Here is a 16,757-nt window from a genome sequence, read left to right on the forward strand (position 1 = left end):
GATGCGGCGTGTCTGCTTTCTGCTGAAGGTCCGTCAGGACCGCCTGGAGGAGTACCGGGAGCGGCACGCCGCCGTCTGGCCCGAGATGCTCCGGGCGCTCTCCGCGGCCGGATGGCACAACTACTCCCTCTTCCTGCGGGAGGACGGCCTCCTCGTCGGCTACCTCGAGACCGACGACTTCGCGGCCGCCCAGGAGGCCATGGCCGCAACCGAGGTCAACGCCCGCTGGCAGGCCGAGATGGCCCCCTTCTTCGAATCGCTCGACGGCGCGAAGCCGGACGAGGTCATGAGCCCGCTCACCGAAGTCTTCCACCTGGACTGAAACGAGACCCCCATGAGACCCCCGGCCGCCGGGGTGCTGAGCGCTGCCCTGCTCACCGCCCTCACCGTGACCGCCCCCGCCCACGCCGCCGACCCGGCGCCCTCCGTCACCCGCATCGCCGACACCGAACTCGACTCCCGGGCCGTCTACTTCGTCTCCTACGACGGCCTGGTCAACAACAACGCGTTCCAGAAGAACGGCCTGCTCACCTACAAGGGCTACCAGTACGCCGCCTGGTACACCGCCGAGCGGAACGCCGTGGTCGCCCGCCGCCCGCTGAACGCCACGACCTGGGAGACGGTGACGCTGCCCCACAAGCTCACCGTGAACGACTCCCACAACGTCATCTCCATGGGCATCTCGCGCATCGACGGCCGGCTGCACCTGAACATGGACTCGCACAGCAACGGCTTCTTCTACGTGAAGTCGGCGGCCGGGCTCATGAACTCGCCCGCCGGACGGGCCTGGAACGACAAGGCGTTCGGTGCCGTCCGGACCACCCTCGACGGCCTCACCCTCACCGACCGCTTCACCTACCCGCAGTTCGTCTCAACCCCCGAGGGCAGGCTCCAGCTCAGCTACCGCGCGGGCGTCTCCGGGAACGGCACCAACGGCCTCGCCGAGTACGACGGCCACCGGTGGCGGGCCCTCGGCGAGTGGACCGGCGCCACCGGCACGTACACCAGCGAGCACGGCTCCAGCACCCGCCGCAACATGTACCTGCACGGCATCGACTACGGGCCGGACGGCACCCTGCACGCCTTCTTCACCTGGCGCGAGCAGAACGGGGCCGTCATGTGCGCCGGCGGCGGCCTCACCAACCACGACACCGGCTACGTCCACAGCACCGACCGCGGCCGCACCTGGCGCAACCCGGCAGGCGAGGTCGTCGGCACCACCGGCGGCCAGGACCGGGTCTCGGTCGACGACGCCGGCACGGTCGCCGACCCGCTGAACCCCGACCACGCGCTGATGAACCAGGAGAGCCAGGCCACCGACTCGGCCGGACGGCCCCACGCCGTCGTCAGCTACGTCCCCGGACGCTTCACCCGGTGCAGCACCGACTACGTGGCGGACCGGGTGAAATACGGCCGGGCCTTCCACGTCTTCGAGGACGCCGCGGGGCGCTGGAAGAAGACCGAGATCCCCGTGCCGCTGAACTCCAGCCAGCGCACGCACCTCGTCTTCGACACCCACGACAACGCGTACGCCGTGATGCCCTACGGCCGCATCGTCGCCGCGTCCAGGACCTCCGGCTGGACCGACTGGAAGACGGTGTTCGACGGCAGCGGGCTGAACGCCTTCGGCGAGGTCGTCGTGGACGACACACGCGTCGCCCAGGACGGCATCCTGTCCTTCATGTACCAGCAGAAGTCGACCGGGACCACGCCCTCGCCGATCCGCGTCGTCGACTTCCGCCTGCCGCGGTAGGGGACACGACGCCGATGGGCCAGGCGGTGGGAATCAAGGACGTGGCCCGGGCCGCGGGAGTCTCCGTCGGCACGGTCTCCAACGTGATCAACCGGCCGGACACGGTCTCCGAGGAGACCCGGGCCCGGGTCCTGTCCACCATCGACCGGCTCGGCTACGTCCGCAGCGAGTCCGCCCGGCAGCTGCGGGCGGGCCACAGCCGCATGCTCGCCCTTCTGGTCCTCGACATGGCGAACCCGTTCTTCGTGGACGTGGCCGCGGGCGCCGAGCGGTCGGCGCGCGAGACCGGGCTCGGCATGATGGTGTGCAACAGCGCGGAGAGCCCGCAGGAAGAGGCCTCCTACCTGTCGCTCTTCGCGGAGCAGCGGGTGCGCGGGCTGCTGGTCACCCCCGCCGACACGACCGGCCGCACGCTGGAGCGGTTCCGGCGGCACGGCATCCCGTTCGTCTTCGTCGACCGGCTCGTACCGAGCGCGGAGGCGTGCTCCGTCTCGGTCGACGACGTCACAGGCGGCGCCCTCGCCGTGGGGCATCTGCTCGACCAGGGCCACCGCACCCTCGCCTACGTCAGCGGCCCCATGCACCTCGCCCAGTGCCAGGACCGTCACGCGGGCGCGCTGCGCGCCTTCGAGGCGGCCGGAGTGCCCGCGGAACGGCTGCGGCACCTGGAGGCGGAACGCCTCGACGTGGCCGCGGGGCGGGACGCGGGGGCTCGGCTGCTGGGCATGTCGCCGCGCCCGACCGGGGTGTTCTGCGCCAACGACCTGCTCGCCCTGGGCGTGCTGCAGACGCTGTACGGGGCCCGGGTGGCGGTGCCCGACGACGTCGCCCTCGTCGGGTACGACGACATCGAGTTCGCCGCGGCGGCGGCCGTCCCGCTGACCTCCGTACGCCGCCCCGCGTTCCACATGGGCCGCACCGCCTCGCGCCTGCTGATCGAGGAGACGGGCGCGACGGCGTCCGCGCACGACCACCGGCGGATCGTGCTCCAACCCGAGCTCGTCGTGCGTGAGTCGACGCTGGGACGACACCGGCGCGCGGCGCGGACAGGAAGCGGCCCGGGAGCCGGCGCATAGGCGGTCGGTCCGCGCGGAGGCGGCCGCACGCTCGCGGCGCGGGCCGCGTGCAGGCCGTCCGGCTGCTCCCGTGCCCGTGCGGGCGGCCCGGTCCCTTCGGCCTGCTGAAGGGACGGGGCCCGGCACCGGTCAGGAGTGCGTAGCATGTCGCTCGTGTCACGCATGGTGGGAATCAAGGACGTCGCCCGGCGGGCGGGGGTGTCGGTCGGGACGGTCTCCAACGTGATCAACCGACCCGACATGGTGGCCGAGGAGACCCGCGAGCGCGTCCAGGCGGCCATCACCGCCCTGGGGTACGTCCGCAGCGAGACGGCCCGGCAGTTGCGGGCCGGCCGCAGCCGGATCATCTCCCTGCTGGTCCTGGACATGGCCAACCCGTTCTTCGTCGACGTGGCCTCGGGCGCCGAGCGGGCGGCGCGCCGGGCGGGCCTCGGTGTGATGCTGTGCAACAGCGCGCAGAGCCCGGCCGAAGAGGCGGAGTACCTCTCCCTCTTCGCGGAGCAGCAGGTGCGCGGCGTGCTCATCACTCCCGCCGACATGACGGGACGCAACCTCGCGGACTTCCGGCGCCGCGGGATCCCCTTCGTCTGCGTCGACCGGGTCCTCGGCAGCGCCGAGGGCTGCTCGGTGTCCGTCGACGACATACTGGGCGGCGAACTCGCGGCCCGCCACCTCATGGAGCAGGGACACCGGGACCTCGTCTACATCAGTGGACCGATGTTCCTCGCCCAGTGCCAGGACCGGCGCACCGGAGCCCTGAACGCGCTGCGCGAGGGCGGCCTGCCCGAGTCCGCGCTGCGGCACATCGAGACCGAGCGCATGGACGTGGCCGCGGGGCGGGACGCCGGTGCCCGGCTGCTGGGCATGTCACCGCGCCCGACCGGGGTGTTCTGCGCAAACGACCTGCTCGCCCTGGGCGTCCTCCAGGCGCTCTACGGCGCCGGGCTGACCGTTCCCGACGACATGGCCCTGGTCGGGTACGACGACATCGAGTTCGCGGCGGCCGCTGCCGTGCCTCTGACGTCCGTACGCCAGCCCGCCCACCGCATGGGCCGGACGGCGGCGGAGCTGCTGATCGAGGAGACCGGCGACAGGGCGGACCGGCACGAGCACCGGCAGATCGTCCTCGAACCGGAACTGGTGGTCCGCGCCTCCACCCTCGGCACCCGGGTCTGAGACCGGACCCTCAGCGCCCTTCGCCGCAGCGGAGCCCCCGCTCGCCGGCACGTCTTCGCTGCCGCAGCGGGCCCCCGCTCGCCGGCACCCCGCCGCCTGCTCACCCCAGCCGGATGACGTTCCACGACATCGGCTCCAGCGTGGCGCGGAGGGTGCCGTCGGCCAGGGTGGTCCCCTGTCCGGTGCGCGGGGTGACGCGGTCCGGTGCGTCGAGGGTGTTGCGGGCCTCCGGATCGGCGTCGGCGAGCACACCGTGCCCGATCACCTTGCCGACCGCCGCCCCGCGCAGGTCCACCTCCAGCGGAAGCGGCTCGCTCAGGCTGCGGTTGACGGCGAAGAGGGTGATCGCGCCGGTGGCATCGTCCATGGTCGCGGTGGCGTGCAGCAGCGGCACCTCGCCGTATCGGGCCGTCTCGTGCACGGGGCTGTCGACGTCTACCCGCAGTGCCCGGCCGCGGCCGTACCGGCTCGCCTGCGCGAACGGGAAGAAGGTCGTCTGCTTCCACGCCGGTCCGCCCGGCTCGGTCATGATCGGGGCGATGACATTGACGAGCTGGGCCAGACAGGCCACCGTCACCCGGTCGGCGTGGCGCAGCAGGGCGATGAGCAGCGAGCCGAGGACGACGGCGTCGGTCACCGAGTAGTTGTCCTCCAGCAGCCGCGGCGCCTCGTCCCACTCCGGCAGGCCCGCGTCCCGGAACCGTGCCTGGTACCAGACGTTCCACTCGTCGAAGGACAGCTGGATCCGCTTTTTCGACTTGAGGCGGGCGCCGACGTGGTCGCAGGTGGCGACGACGTTGTCGATGAAGGACTCCATGTCCACGGCGGAGGCGAGGAACGAGTCCCGGTCGCCGTCGACTTCCTCGTAGTAGGCGTGCAGCGAGACGAAGTCGACCAGGTCGTACGCCTCTTCCAGCACGGTGGCCTCCCACGCCGCGAAGGTCGGCATGGACTGGCTGGAGCTGCCGCACGCGACGAGCTCCACCCCGGGGTCGAACTGCCGCATGGCGCGGGCGGTCTCGGCGGCCACCCGCCCGTACTCCTCGGCGGTCTTGTGCCCGGTCTGCCAGGGGCCGTCCATCTCGTTGCCCAGGCACCACAGGCGGATGCCGTAGGGCTCCTTGTCGCCGTGGGAGACGCGGCGCTGCGACAGCTCGGTGCCGCCGGGGTGGTTGGCGTACTCCTGGAGTTCGAGGGCCTCGGCCACGCCCCGGGTGCCGAGGTTGAGCGCCATCATCGGCTCGGCGTCGACCTTGCGCAGGAAGTCGATGTACTCGGACAGGCCGAACCGGTTGGTCTCGGTCGAGCGCCAGGCGAGGTCGAGCCGGCGCGGGCGCCGCTCGACCGGGCCGGTGCCGTCCTCCCACCGGTGGCCGGAGACGAAGTTGCCGCCGGGATAGCGGACGACGGTCACGCCGAGCTCGCGGACGAGGGCCAGGACGTCCCGGCGCAGACCGGCCGCGTCGGCGGTGGGGTGGTCCGGTTCGAAGACGCCGGTGTAGACGCAGCGTCCGAGGTGCTCGACGAAGGAGCCGAACAGGCGGGGGCTGACGTCGCCGATGGTGAAGGCGGGGTCGAGTGTGAAGCGTGCGGTGCCGTCGGACATGGGTTCCTTCCCGGTGCGGTGCAGGGCGTCCCGTCATCGGCCTAGGGGCTGTCCGGCACAGCGGGGGTGAGGCCGGGCTTCGGGGTGCCGCTGTCATGGCGTGTCCAAAGGATTGAATCGATTTTGTCCCTCGGGCGGGGAGGGTTCCAACCGGCGACCGGCATGTCAACACTTCGGGCCGACACGGCCCCCTCTCAGTAGGTGCCGTCACCGTTTCTCCGTCCCAACCGTTGACGTACCCCGCACCACTCTTTACGGTGTCGCAGAAAGCGCTTGCTTGCAACGATTCAATATGCACTCCCCCGTGGCTGGAAGGACAAGCTGTGCGCAAGAACGCGAACATCGACCGGCGCAGTCTGCTGAAGATCGGCGGCGGCTCCCTGGCCGCCCTCGGGCTGACCGCGGCCGGCTGCGGCGGCAGTGGGTCCGGCAGCGGCGGACCCGTGACCATCCGATACGCCTGGTGGGGTTCCGAGGACCGTGCCCAGCGGATCAACCAATCGATCAGGCTCTTCGAGAAGAAGTTCCCGAAGATCAAGGTCAAGACCGACTTCCAGCCCTATCTGGACTTCTGGAAGAAGTTCAACACGCAGGCGTCCGGCGGCAACCCGCCCGACGTCTTCCAGAACGCCATCGGGTTCCTGCGCAAGTACGACGCCAAGAACGTCCTGCTCGATCTGCACGCGCAGGCCGGGGCCGGCAATCTCGACCTGGGCAACTTCCGCGCCGGACTGGAGAAGTTCGGCGAGGTCGACGGCAGGCTCCTCGGCGTTCCGGTCGGCAGCAACTCGATGGCCTTCGTCATCGACAAGCCCGTCTTCGAAAAGGCCGGCATCGCGCCGGAGATGGGCTGGACCTGGGACGACTTCGACGCCGCCCTGCGGGGGATCCGCCAGACCCAGAAGATGGCGGGCGACAGCGGCATGTACGGCGTGATGTATGCGTACGACCTCTATCTGCGCCAGCAGGGCAAGGCGTTCTTCTCCGGGAAGGGGCTGGGCTTCACCGAGGCCGACCTCACCGCCTGGTGGACCAAGGCATCCGCGGGTGTCCGGAGCGGCATCTTCGCCGACCCCAAGAAGGTCGCGCAGGTCAAGCCCAAGTCGGCGGTGTCGGCGAAGCTGGCGGCCGGCGAGTTCACCTGGGACAACTTCATCGTCCGCTACACCTCCGAGGGGCAGAGCGACTACGGCCTGGCGCCGATCCCCACCACCGACGGCAAGCGGACGGGCCAGTACCTCGGCTCCCTGATGCTGAGTGCCTCCAAGCGCACCAAGCACCCGGCGGAAGCCGCCCAGTTCATCAACTTCATGGTCCACGACCCCGAGGTCGGCAGGATCATGGGGTACGACCGGGGTGTGCTGGCGACGACCGAGCAGTACGACGCGTTCCAGCCGACCGACGCGATCAACAAGCAGATCGCCGCGTACGAGAAGCAGCTCGTCGACGCCCGGGTGCTGGAGCCCATCACCGTCCACCCGGCCGGTTCCGACATCGCCGAGGCGGCCTTTCTGAGGGTCGCCGAGGAACTGGCCCTCGGCCGGCGTTCGGTCGACGAAGCGGTGGAGATGTACTTCACCGAGACGAAGACGGCCTTCAGCGCCTGAGGGGAACCACGGTGACGCACATCATGACCCCTGCGGCCCCGGAGACGGTTGCCACAGGCCCCGGGCCGGGGCCCGGCCCGGGGCGCCCGGCAGGACCCGCCGCCGTACGCAGGCGCGGCCGCCGGGAGAACCTGGCCGGCTATCTCTTCCTGTCCCCCTGGATCGCCGGATTCCTGCTGCTGACCGCGGGTCCGATGGTCGCCTCGCTGTACTTCGCGTTCACGGACTACAACCTCTTCGACACGCCGGAGTGGATCGGCCTGCGCAACTTCACCGACATGTTCGCCGACCCCCGGTGGCGCAAGTCGGTCGAGGTGACGGCGTGGTACGTGGTCGTCGGCACGCCGGTGAAGCTGATCGCCGCGCTCGCGGTGGCGCTGCTGCTCAACCAGAGCCGGCGCGGCCAGGGGTTCTACCGGGCGGCGTTCTACGCCCCGTCGCTCATCGGCGCGAGTGTCTCCATCGCCATCGTGTGGCGTGCGCTGTTCTCGGACGACGCGATCGTCGACCGTGCCCAGAAGGCATTCGGTTCGGATGTCGGCGGCTGGATCGGCGATCCGGAATGGATCATGTACGCGCTGGTGGCGCTCACCGTGTGGCAGTTCGGCGCGCCGATGGTGATCTTCCTCGCCGGTCTCCAGCAGGTGCCGCGCGAGCTGTACGAGGCGGCCCAGGTCGACGGCGCGGGGAGCCTGCGCCGGTTCTGGAGCATCACCCTGCCGATGATCTCCCCGGTGCTGTTCTTCAACGTCCTGCTGGAGACCATCCATTCCTTCCAGATCTTCTCCTCGGCGTACATCGTCGGCGGGGGAGCGGGCGGCAACGCCTGCGGCCCCGCGGACGGTTCGCTCGTCTACACCTGTTACCTGTACGTCCAGGGCTTCGAGAACAGCCGCATGGGCTTCGCCTCCGCCATGGCCTGGATGCTGCTGCTGGCGGTCGGCCTGGTGACGGCGTTTCTGTTCTGGTCCCAGCGACGCTGGGTGCACTACGAGGAGGGGGCCCGATGAGCAGCAGCGTGCAGCGCCTGACGGGCGCGACGGGGAACCGCAGGCGTGTCGCGGGGGCGCTGGCCTGGCATCTGGGCGCGCTGGCCGTGCTCGCGGTGGTGCTCTACCCGCTGGTCTGGCTGATCGGGGGTTCGTTCAAGCCGAACGACCAGATCGTCGGCTCGCTCGACCTGTTCCCCGTGGACGCCGTCGTCGGCAACTACACCCGGCTCGCGGACGGCATCGCGGACATACCGATCTCCACCTTCTTCGTGAACTCAGCGATGCTCGCGGTGGGTTCGGTGGTGGGCGTGCTGCTGTCCTGCTCGCTGGCGGCCTACGCCTTCGCTCGGGTCCGTTTCGCCGGCCGCAACGTCCTGTTCGCGTTGATGATCGGCACGCTGCTGCTGCCGTACCACGTCCTGCTGATCCCGCAGTACGTGCTGTTCCAGAAGCTGGAACTGATCAACACCTTCACACCGCTGCTGCTCGGCAAGTACCTGGCGACGGACGCGTTCTTCGTCTTCCTGATGATGCAGTTCATGCGGAGCCTGCCCCGGGAGCTGGACGAGGCGGCCCGCCTGGACGGCTGCGGACACCTGCGGATCTACTGGTCGATCGTGCTTCCGCTGTGCCGGCCCGCGCTGATCACGAGTGCGATCTTCACCTTCATCCAGGCGTGGAACGACTTCATGGGCCCGCTGATCTACCTCAACGATCCCGAGAAGTACACCGTCTCCCTCGGCCTGAAGATGTTCGTCGACCAGGAGGGCGTCGCCAACTACGGCGGCATGATCGCCATGTCGCTCGTCGCGCTGCTGCCGGTGGTCCTGTTCTTCCTGGCCTTCCAGCGCTACCTGGTCGACGGCATGGCCACGTCCGGACTGAAGTGACGGCACGAGCGCCGAAGTGACGACACCGGCGACGACGTCGGACGACCCGAAGGGCCGATCAGCGAGATGAGCGTCATGTCCCGTTCCCGGGCACCCCGTCAGGAGTCCCCCGCCGCAGAGCGGTTCGGCGTCTTCGCCGAGTGCCTGCTCACCGGCGTGTGGATCGCGCTGGCGGCTCTGCCGGTGGTGACCCTGCCCGCCACCGTCGCCGCGGGCGCCGCGCACCTGCGGCGCCACGGGGCGGGGGAGCGGTCCACCTGGCGCGAGTTCACCGCGGACCTGCGGGCCGCCGCCCGGCGCGGCTGGCTCGTGGGCCTGGCGGGGACGGCGGCCCTCGGCGTGCTGTGGGCGGACCTCGCGGTCGCGCGCGCCGCCCTGCCCGGCGGGCCGTTGATCGCGGCGGTCGTGGCCCTGTGCATGCTGGGCGTGGTCGTGACCGGGCTGCGCGCGGCCGTGTCCTGGCGGCCCGGGGAGTCGTGGCGGGCGCTGTCTGCCGCGGCGGCCCGCCGTACGGTCCTGGACCCGGCCGGCTCGCTGACGCTGGTCTGCGGTTTCGCCGTCGTCGGGGTGTCGGCCTGGTTCGCCGCACCACTGGCCGCGCCCGCACTCGGCATCGTCACGGGCGCGGCGCTGGCGGTCGAGGAACGCCGTCGCCGCCGCTGAATCTCCCACCTCTCCACTCGTCTTGCTCGCCCGGTCCGTTCCGGCACACGGTACCCGCGGCGACATGTCATGCCCATGATCGACCCATGCTCAGAGGCACGCCGGAGGCACCGGCGGTTCTCACACGGAAAGGAACGACGATGTCTCCGATCCCCCGCAGATCCCTGCTGAAGGCCGCCGCCGTGGCCGGCGCCGCCGCCCAGTTCAGCTGGACACTCGGCCGGGCGGACGCCCACGCCGCCCCCGCGGCCCCCGAGGCCGGCGAACCGGTCGCCGTCGAGTGGCTGGAGAAGGGCGGGCTGGGAGCCGCCCCCGGCAACACGTTCGGGGTGGCCTGGCCCAAGGGCGCCCATCCCGGCGACCGGACCTTCGCGCTCGCCACCACCGACGGCAAGGAGGTCCCCGTACAGAGCTGGGCGACCGCCTACTGGCCCGACGGCTCACTGAAGTGGTCCGCCCACGCCGTCGGGCCCGACGCCGCAGGCACCGACCGCTTCACGCTCACCGCCGGCGACGCCGCCGCCCCGGCGAAGACGGTGACCGTCACCGAGACGGACGGGCGCATCACCGTCGACACCGGAGTGGTCAAGGCCGTCATCGGCAAGGACGGCACCCGGCTCGTGCACTCCGTCACCCGCGGCGGCACCACGATCGCGACGGACGGCCGACTGGTCGTGCTGCGCCAGGGCGAACTCACGGACGGCGACCAGGGCAACGCCAAGTGGGAGCGGTTCGACGGCGAGATCGAGGAGGCGACGGCGGAGCAGGACGGACCCGTCCGCGCGGTGGTCCGCATCGACGGCAGACACCGCAAGGGCCGCCGCAGTTGGCTGCCGTTCAGCGTCCGGCTCTACTTCTACGCCGGCGCCGAATCGTTCCGCATGGTCCACACGCTGACCTACGACGGCGACCAGACGGCCGGACAGTCCACCGGGGACTTCATCCGCGGCCTCGGCGTCCGCTTCAGCGTGCCGATGCGGGACAAGGAGTACGACCGGCACATCCGCATCGCGGGCGAGGGCAAGGGCTTCCTCACCGAGGCCGTCAAGGGCATCACGGGCATGCGCCGCGATCCGGGCGCCGCCGTGCGGGCCGCCCAGGTCAAGGGCGAGAAGCTGCCCGACCCGGCCACTTGGGACCAGCGGGTCACCAGCCGCCTGCACCTCATCCCGACCTGGGGCGACTACACGCTCGCCCAGCTCTCCGCCGACGGGTTCACCCTGCGCAAGCGCACCAAGCCGGGGCACGGCTGGATCACCGCGGGCGGCGGCGGCCGTGCGTCCGGCTTCGGCTATGTGGGCGGGGTCAGCGGCGGACTCTCCTTCGGCCTGCGGGACTTCTGGCAGCGGCACCCCACCCAGCTCGACATCCGCGGCGCCGCCGGCGCCGAGGCCGAGGTGACCCTGTGGCTGTGGTCGCCCGAGGCGCAGCCGATGGACCTGCGCTTCTACCACGACGGCATGGGCCAGAACACCTACCCGGAGCAGCTGGAGGGCCTGAACATCACCTACGAGGACTACGAGCCCGGCTTCGGCACCCCGTACGGCATCGCCCGCACCAGCGAGCTGATGTTCTGGGCCAATGCCGCCACCCCGAGCGCGGACGTCCTCGTCCAGCAAGCTGCGGCGGTGCGCACCCCGCCGCAGCTCGCCGCCGGACCGGAGACTCTGTCCCGCGCGGGCGTCTTCGGCGGCCTGTTCGCCCCGGTGGACCGCTCCACGCCCGCGAAGGCCGCGATCGAGGACCACCTCGACTTCCTCTTCACCTACTACCGGGACCAGGTGGAGCAGCGCCGCTGGTACGGCTTCTGGGACCACGGCGACGTCATGCACACCTACGACACGGACCGGCACCAGTGGCGCTACGACGTCGGCGGCTACGCCTGGGACAACTCCGAGCTGTCACCCGACCTGTGGCTCTGGTACGCCTATCTGCGCTCCGGCCGCGCGGACATCTTCCGCTTCGCGGAGGCGATGACCCGCCACACGGGCGAGGTGGACGTCTACCACCTCGGCAAGTGGGCCGGCCTCGGCACCCGGCACGGCGTGCAGCACTACGCCGACAGCGCCAAACAGCAGCGCATCTCCACCGCCGCGTACCGGCGGTTCTACTACTTCCTCACCGCCGACGAGCGGGTCGGCGACCTCATGCACGCGCTGGTCGACTCCGACGAGACGTTCCTCGTCCTCGACCCCATCCGCAAGATCCGCACCGAGCCGTACGAACCGGACCGCAACGCCCTGTCGATCGGCTTCGGCACCGACTGGAGCGGACTGGCCGCCGCATGGCTGACGGAGTGGGAGCGCAGAGGCCCCAAGGCGGCGAAGGCCGAGGCGCGGCTGCGTTCCACCATGGAGACCATCGCGGCGCAGCCCAACGGTTTCGTGCAGGGCAGCGGCCTGTACGACCTCGACACCGGTCGCTTCGCGCTCGCCGACAGTCCCGTGGTCAACGTCTCGCACCTGTCGGCGGTCTTCGGCCTGGTCGAGATGTGCGCTGAGCTGATCGACCTGATCGACATGCCGAGGTTCACGGAGGCGTGGCTCGACTACTGCCGCTACTACAACGCCACCAAGGCCGAGCAGGCCGCCCGCTACGGCAAGAACTTCGGCAGCATCATCCTCTTCCAGGGCCACTCGCGCCTGGACGGGTACGCGGCCGCCCGGCTCGACGACGACGGACTGGCGGCCCGGGCCTGGCAGAAGTTCCTGCGCAGTGACGGCTACACCGTGGCCATGAACTGGAGCAGGACCGAGCTGGAGGGCCCCGCGGTCCTGGAACCCGGCTACGAGAACCCGGCGATCAGTACCAACGACACGGCACAGTACGGGCTCGCCGCCATCCAGAACCTCGCGCTGGTGGGCGACAGGCTGCCCGGCTGAGGCCCCGCTCCGCCCCTCGCCGCGGCCGGACCCGGCGCTTCCGTACGGGTCCGGCCGCGCACCTCGCCTTGTCCCACTGCTCCACCCGCACGGCACGACCCGTTCCCGATGAAGCCCGGAAGGACACCCCTGATGCGACGTGCCGCCCCCGCCCTGTCGGCCGCCCTCACCGTGGCCGCGATCTGCACCGTCGTCGGTCCCGCCCACGCCGACCGGCCCGGTTACGGCACCGGCCCCGGTCTCGCGCACTGCACCGGCAGCTCCCCGACGGTCTGCCACTTCGACGTCCCGCCCGGGACCTACGACGTCAGCCTGACGATCGGCGGCCCCACAGCCGGCCGTACCCGTGTCACCGCCGAGACCCGCCGCCCCCTGCTCGCCGAGACGGTGACCGACGCGGGCGAACGCGTGCGCCGTGACGTCACCGTGGACGTACGCGCCCCCGAGGGCGAGCCGACGGGCCCTGCGGGCAGCCCGGGGCTCGACCTGTATGTGGACGGCCCGGCGCCCCGCCTGGCCGCACTGCGGGTCACGCCCGCACCGCGCACCGCCCGGCTGTTCCTCGCCGGTGACTCCACCGTGTGCGACCAGCCCGGCGAGCCGTACTCCGGCTGGGGCCAGCAACTCCCGCAGTTCCTCACCCGGGGCCTCGCGGTCGCCAACTACGCCGACTCGGGGGAGGGTTCCCAGTCCTTCCTGGACACACCGGCCCTCTTCCCCGCGCTGGAGGCCCGCCTCGCACACGACGACCTAGTGCTGATCCAGCTCGCGCACAACGACAAGCAGACACCGGCCGACGTCTACCGCGCCAACCTGACCGCCATGATCGAGCGCGCACGGGAACGCGGCGCACGCCCCGTCCTGGTCACCCCGGTGGTGCGCCGCTGGTTCAACGGCGACGGCACCCTCGACAACGCCCCGGCCCTGCACGTCAACGGCCTCGGCGTCGACCTCCCCGCGCAGATGCGCTCCCTCGCCGCGGAGCAGCACGTACCGCTCGTCGACCTCACCGCGCTCAGCAAGCGGCGGGTCGAGGAACTCGGCCCCGAGAACTCCAAGCCGCTGTTCCTCACCGCCGAGAAGCGCGACAACACCCACACCTCGGCCCGCGGCGCCACCGAGTTCGCCTCCCTGGTCCTGGGCGAGCTGAGAGCGCAGGGACTGCTGCCGGCGGACCAGGCCGTCGCCGCCCCGTCCCGAGGTCTTGACTCCGGCGCGACGCGTGAAGCGGTGACCTAGGCTCACCTTCCGTGACTTGGACGGATCTTGTTCATGTGCTGGACGACCGTTGTACGGGCCTTGGACGGCGGCCCGAGAAGGTGAGGGCACTCCCGCAAAGGCGGGGGGACACCGCACCGAAGGATGTGTCATGAAGCGTCGGATACCTGTCCGGGCCGCCCTCGCCACCACGGCCGCCGCCCTCGTCGTCGCCGGTACCGTCACCGCCGGCGTCAGCGCGGCCACTCCGGAGCACAGCGGGTCGCAGGCCCGGCACAGCGCACCGCCCGCGCAGTCCACCAAGGCCACCAAGGTCACGAAGCAGGAGATCGCGGCGCTCTTCGACCAGTGGAACGCCGCGCTCCGAACCGGCGACCCGCGGAAGGTCGCCGACCGCTACGCGTCCGACGCGGTGCTGCTCCCCACCGCCTCACCCGTGATCCGTACCGACCGCGCGCAGATCGTCGACTACTTCGAGCACTTCCTGCTGAAGAAGCCGGAGGGCGAGAAGATCCGCTCGGTCGTGAGCGTCCTCGACCGCGACTCGGCCATCGACGCGGGGGTGTACGCGTTCCACCTCACCGACTCGAAGACCGGTGAGAAGAGCACCGTCGAGGCCCGCTACACGTACGCGTACGAGAAGCGCGGCGGCAAGTGGCTCATCGTCAACCACCACTCCTCGGTGCTGCCGGCCGCGAGCTGAGCCGCAGCAAGATCCGAACGCACAGCCCGCCGCCGGGTGCGTCCCGAAGGGCCACCCGGCCGCCGTCGTCCGTCACCAGCTGCTTGACGATGGCGAGGCCGAGCCCCGAGCCGGACCTGCCGGTCAGCCCCTGGCCGCGCCAGAACCGGTCGAAGGCCCGGGCCTGTTCGGCGGGTGACATCCCCGGGCCCTGGTCCAGGATCTCCAGCGCCACCTCATCCGGGTGGACGTCGGCGCGGACGGTGATCGTGCCGCCGTCCGGAGAGACTTCCAGGGCATTGGAGAGCACGTTGTCCAGCACTTGGTCGAGGTGGCCGGGGCTGGACAACACCCGCAGCCGGCCGTCGAACTCCCCCGCGAGCCCGATCACCACCCGGCGCTCGTCGGCGGCCGGCCGCCACACCGCGAGCCGGTCCTCCACCGTCTCCCGCAGGAGGAGCGGCTCGGCGGCCGACACCTTAGCCTCGGCCCGGGCCAGCACCAGCAGCCCGCTGACCAGCCGGCTCATCCGCACCACCTCGGCGGTCGCCTGCTCCACGTCCTCACGGACCAACTCGTCGTCGACGCCGTCCGCGATGTTGTCCAGGGACAGCCGCAGCGCCGTCAGCGGCGTGCGGAGCTGGTGCGAGGCGTCGGCGACGAAGATGCGCTGTGCCGCGACCAGGGTGTCGAGCCGCTCGGCACCCTGGTTGAGCGTACGGGCCAGCGTCTGGGTCTCCGGCGGTCCGGTGACCGGCGAGCGCGCGGTCAGATCTCCGTCGCCGAACCGGCTCGCCATGGCATTGAGCTCACGCAGCGGCCGGGTCAGCCGACGCGCCGCAAGGGCGCCGAGGCCGGCCGCCACCCCCAGGACGGCGACGGCGAGGATCGCACGGAAGCCCCAGATGGACCACAGCCGGTCGGTGAGATCGGCGGTCCTGTACGTGATGCGTACGGCACCCGCCACCTCGCGCGAGCCGTCCTGGGGACGCGCCGGAACGGTGATCGTCAGGTGCCGCCCCCAGACGAACGGGGAGCCCCAGTCGACGGAGTCCTTCCCGTCCTCCAGGGCGCGGGTCAGCGCCGCGTCGTACGGCTCACCGGACCGGACGGGCAGGGGCAGCGGCCCCACCGCGGTGCCCGCGGCCGTGACGGCCTGGACGGTGCCGGGCGTCTCGTCCTCGTACGCCTTGGCCATCTCCACCAGCGCCTCGCGGGAGGCGGGGTCCGGGTCGGCGAGCAGCAGGGCCATGGTCGTGGCCTCGCGGCGCACCGACAGTTCGGTGTCACCGCGCAGCTGGTCGGTGAGGGTGAAGGCCACGGGCACGGTGAAGGCGGCGATGGCGACGGCGACCAGCAGCACGTAGCTGACGATCAGCTGCCGGATCACGGCGCGATCCCGTCCGGGCCGTCACCCGGTTCGCTGCCGTCGACGAGCAGCCGGAAGCCGACCCCGCGCACCGCCTCGATGGAGATCGCCCCCGCGAGCTTGCGGCGCAGGGCGGCCACATGCACGTCCAGCGTCTTCGTGGGCCCGAACCAGTTGGCGTCCCACACCGCTTCCATGATCTGCTCGCGCGACATCAGCGCACCCGGCTCCTCGGTGAGGAAGGCCAGCAGCTGGTACTCCTTCGGGGTGAGCGTCACCTCTGTGCCGTCCACGTGCACACGGGCGGCCTTGCGGTCGACGGCCAGCCGCGGCCCGTACCGGTCCGGGCCGCCCGTCTCCACCGAGGTGGATTGCCCGCCCGACTGCTGTGCGGGCCTGGGCTGGACGCGGCGCATCACCGCCCTGATCCGGGCGATCACCTCGCGCACTCCGAAAGGCTTCGAGACGTAGTCGTCGGCGCCGATCTCCAGTCCTACGACCCGGTCGGTCTCGTCGCTGCGGGCGCTGATCACGATGACCGGGACGGCCTCGCCGCGGTCCTGCAGTGCCCGGCACACATCGAGCCCGTCCGTGTCGGGCAGACCGAGGTCGAGCAGCACCAGGTCGTACGTGGGGTCGGCGGCCAGAGCCGCCCGGCCGGTGGCGACCCACTCGACCTCGAACCCGTAGCGGACCAGCCCGCGCCGCAGCGACTGGGCGACCGGCTCATCGTCTTCAACCAGGAGTACGCGCACGTGACGCACCCTAGCGAGCCCGGCGCTAATTTTGAAAGGTAGTGAACTTAATGGTCGGAGGCTCTACGACCCCGGCCGGCCCGTCCGG

At 71.1% G+C, this 16,757-nt stretch carries 14 protein-coding genes; 11 read left to right on the forward strand and 3 right to left on the reverse strand.

What is annotated here, in order from left to right; translation table 11 throughout:
• The first annotated feature begins 1 nt into the window (after window position 1).
• From ACF08N_RS04615 to ACF08N_RS04630, 4 genes are all read left to right on the forward strand, one after another.
• A complete protein-coding gene (locus ACF08N_RS04615) occupies window positions 2-322 on the forward strand; it encodes an L-rhamnose mutarotase (protein ID WP_392323115.1) in 321 nt (106 codons plus the stop codon).
• A gap of 12 nt (window positions 323-334) precedes the next feature.
• Window positions 335-1,753 carry a BNR repeat-containing protein gene (locus tag ACF08N_RS04620; protein WP_392323116.1) on the forward strand — a complete coding sequence of 473 codons (1,419 nt, stop codon included), beginning with the start codon at window positions 335-337 and terminating at the stop codon, window positions 1,751-1,753.
• 14 nt (window positions 1,754-1,767) lie between these two features.
• The gene (locus ACF08N_RS04625; RefSeq protein WP_392323117.1) at window positions 1,768-2,829 is read left to right on the forward strand and encodes a LacI family DNA-binding transcriptional regulator; all 1,062 of its coding nucleotides are present in this window, start codon (window positions 1,768-1,770) and stop codon (window positions 2,827-2,829) included.
• Window positions 2,830-2,991: 162 nt separating this feature from the next.
• On the forward strand, window positions 2,992-4,005 hold the full coding sequence (locus ACF08N_RS04630) for a LacI family DNA-binding transcriptional regulator (protein WP_392323424.1): 1,014 nt from the start codon (window positions 2,992-2,994) through the stop codon (window positions 4,003-4,005).
• Window positions 4,006-4,105: 100 nt separating this feature from the next.
• Here the strand turns inward: ACF08N_RS04630 and ACF08N_RS04635 are convergent, their stop codons facing one another.
• Window positions 4,106-5,611, reverse strand: a complete 1,506-nt coding sequence (locus ACF08N_RS04635; RefSeq protein ID WP_392323118.1) for an alpha-N-arabinofuranosidase — start codon at window positions 5,609-5,611, stop codon at window positions 4,106-4,108.
• A gap of 323 nt (window positions 5,612-5,934) precedes the next feature.
• Here ACF08N_RS04635 and ACF08N_RS04640 point away from each other — a divergent pair, with 323 nt between their 5' ends.
• From ACF08N_RS04640 to ACF08N_RS04670, 7 genes are all read left to right on the forward strand, one after another.
• Window positions 5,935-7,218 carry an ABC transporter substrate-binding protein gene (locus tag ACF08N_RS04640; RefSeq protein ID WP_392323119.1) on the forward strand — a complete coding sequence of 428 codons (1,284 nt, stop codon included), beginning with the start codon at window positions 5,935-5,937 and terminating at the stop codon, window positions 7,216-7,218.
• Between the two features lie 23 nt (window positions 7,219-7,241).
• Window positions 7,242-8,228, forward strand: a complete 987-nt coding sequence (locus ACF08N_RS04645; protein WP_392323120.1) for a carbohydrate ABC transporter permease — start codon at window positions 7,242-7,244, stop codon at window positions 8,226-8,228.
• Entirely contained in the window at window positions 8,225-9,100 is an 876-nt protein-coding gene (locus tag ACF08N_RS04650; protein ID WP_392323121.1) for a carbohydrate ABC transporter permease, read from the forward strand. The genes ACF08N_RS04645 and ACF08N_RS04650 overlap by 4 nt, the downstream gene beginning before the upstream one ends.
• Window positions 9,101-9,175: 75 nt before the next feature.
• The gene (locus ACF08N_RS04655; protein ID WP_392323122.1) at window positions 9,176-9,763 is read left to right on the forward strand and encodes a hypothetical protein; all 588 of its coding nucleotides are present in this window, start codon (window positions 9,176-9,178) and stop codon (window positions 9,761-9,763) included.
• Between the two features lie 140 nt (window positions 9,764-9,903).
• A complete protein-coding gene (locus ACF08N_RS04660; protein ID WP_392323123.1) occupies window positions 9,904-12,645 on the forward strand; it encodes a Tat pathway signal sequence domain protein in 2,742 nt (913 codons plus the stop codon).
• A gap of 132 nt (window positions 12,646-12,777) precedes the next feature.
• Entirely contained in the window at window positions 12,778-13,884 is a 1,107-nt protein-coding gene (locus tag ACF08N_RS04665; protein ID WP_392323124.1) for a rhamnogalacturonan acetylesterase, read from the forward strand.
• Between the two features lie 130 nt (window positions 13,885-14,014).
• Window positions 14,015-14,566, forward strand: a complete 552-nt coding sequence (locus ACF08N_RS04670; RefSeq protein ID WP_392323125.1) for an SgcJ/EcaC family oxidoreductase — start codon at window positions 14,015-14,017, stop codon at window positions 14,564-14,566.
• Here the strand turns inward: ACF08N_RS04670 and ACF08N_RS04675 are convergent.
• Both ACF08N_RS04675 and ACF08N_RS04680 read right to left on the reverse strand, forming a co-directional pair.
• Window positions 14,529-15,935: a sensor histidine kinase gene (locus ACF08N_RS04675; protein ID WP_392323126.1), complete on the reverse strand. Its 1,407-nt coding sequence runs from the start codon at window positions 15,933-15,935 to the stop codon at window positions 14,529-14,531. The two genes, ACF08N_RS04670 and ACF08N_RS04675, sit on opposite strands and share 38 nt — an antisense overlap.
• Complete coding sequence (locus ACF08N_RS04680; RefSeq protein WP_392323127.1) at window positions 15,932-16,669, reverse strand: response regulator transcription factor; 738 nt, start codon at window positions 16,667-16,669, stop codon at window positions 15,932-15,934. Before ACF08N_RS04680 ends, ACF08N_RS04675 begins: the two co-directional genes overlap by 4 nt.
• Between the last annotated feature and the right edge of the window lie 88 nt (window positions 16,670-16,757).

It is taken from the genome of Streptomyces sp. NPDC015127 (assembly GCF_043080095.1).
Taxonomy (GTDB): domain Bacteria; phylum Actinomycetota; class Actinomycetes; order Streptomycetales; family Streptomycetaceae; genus Streptomyces.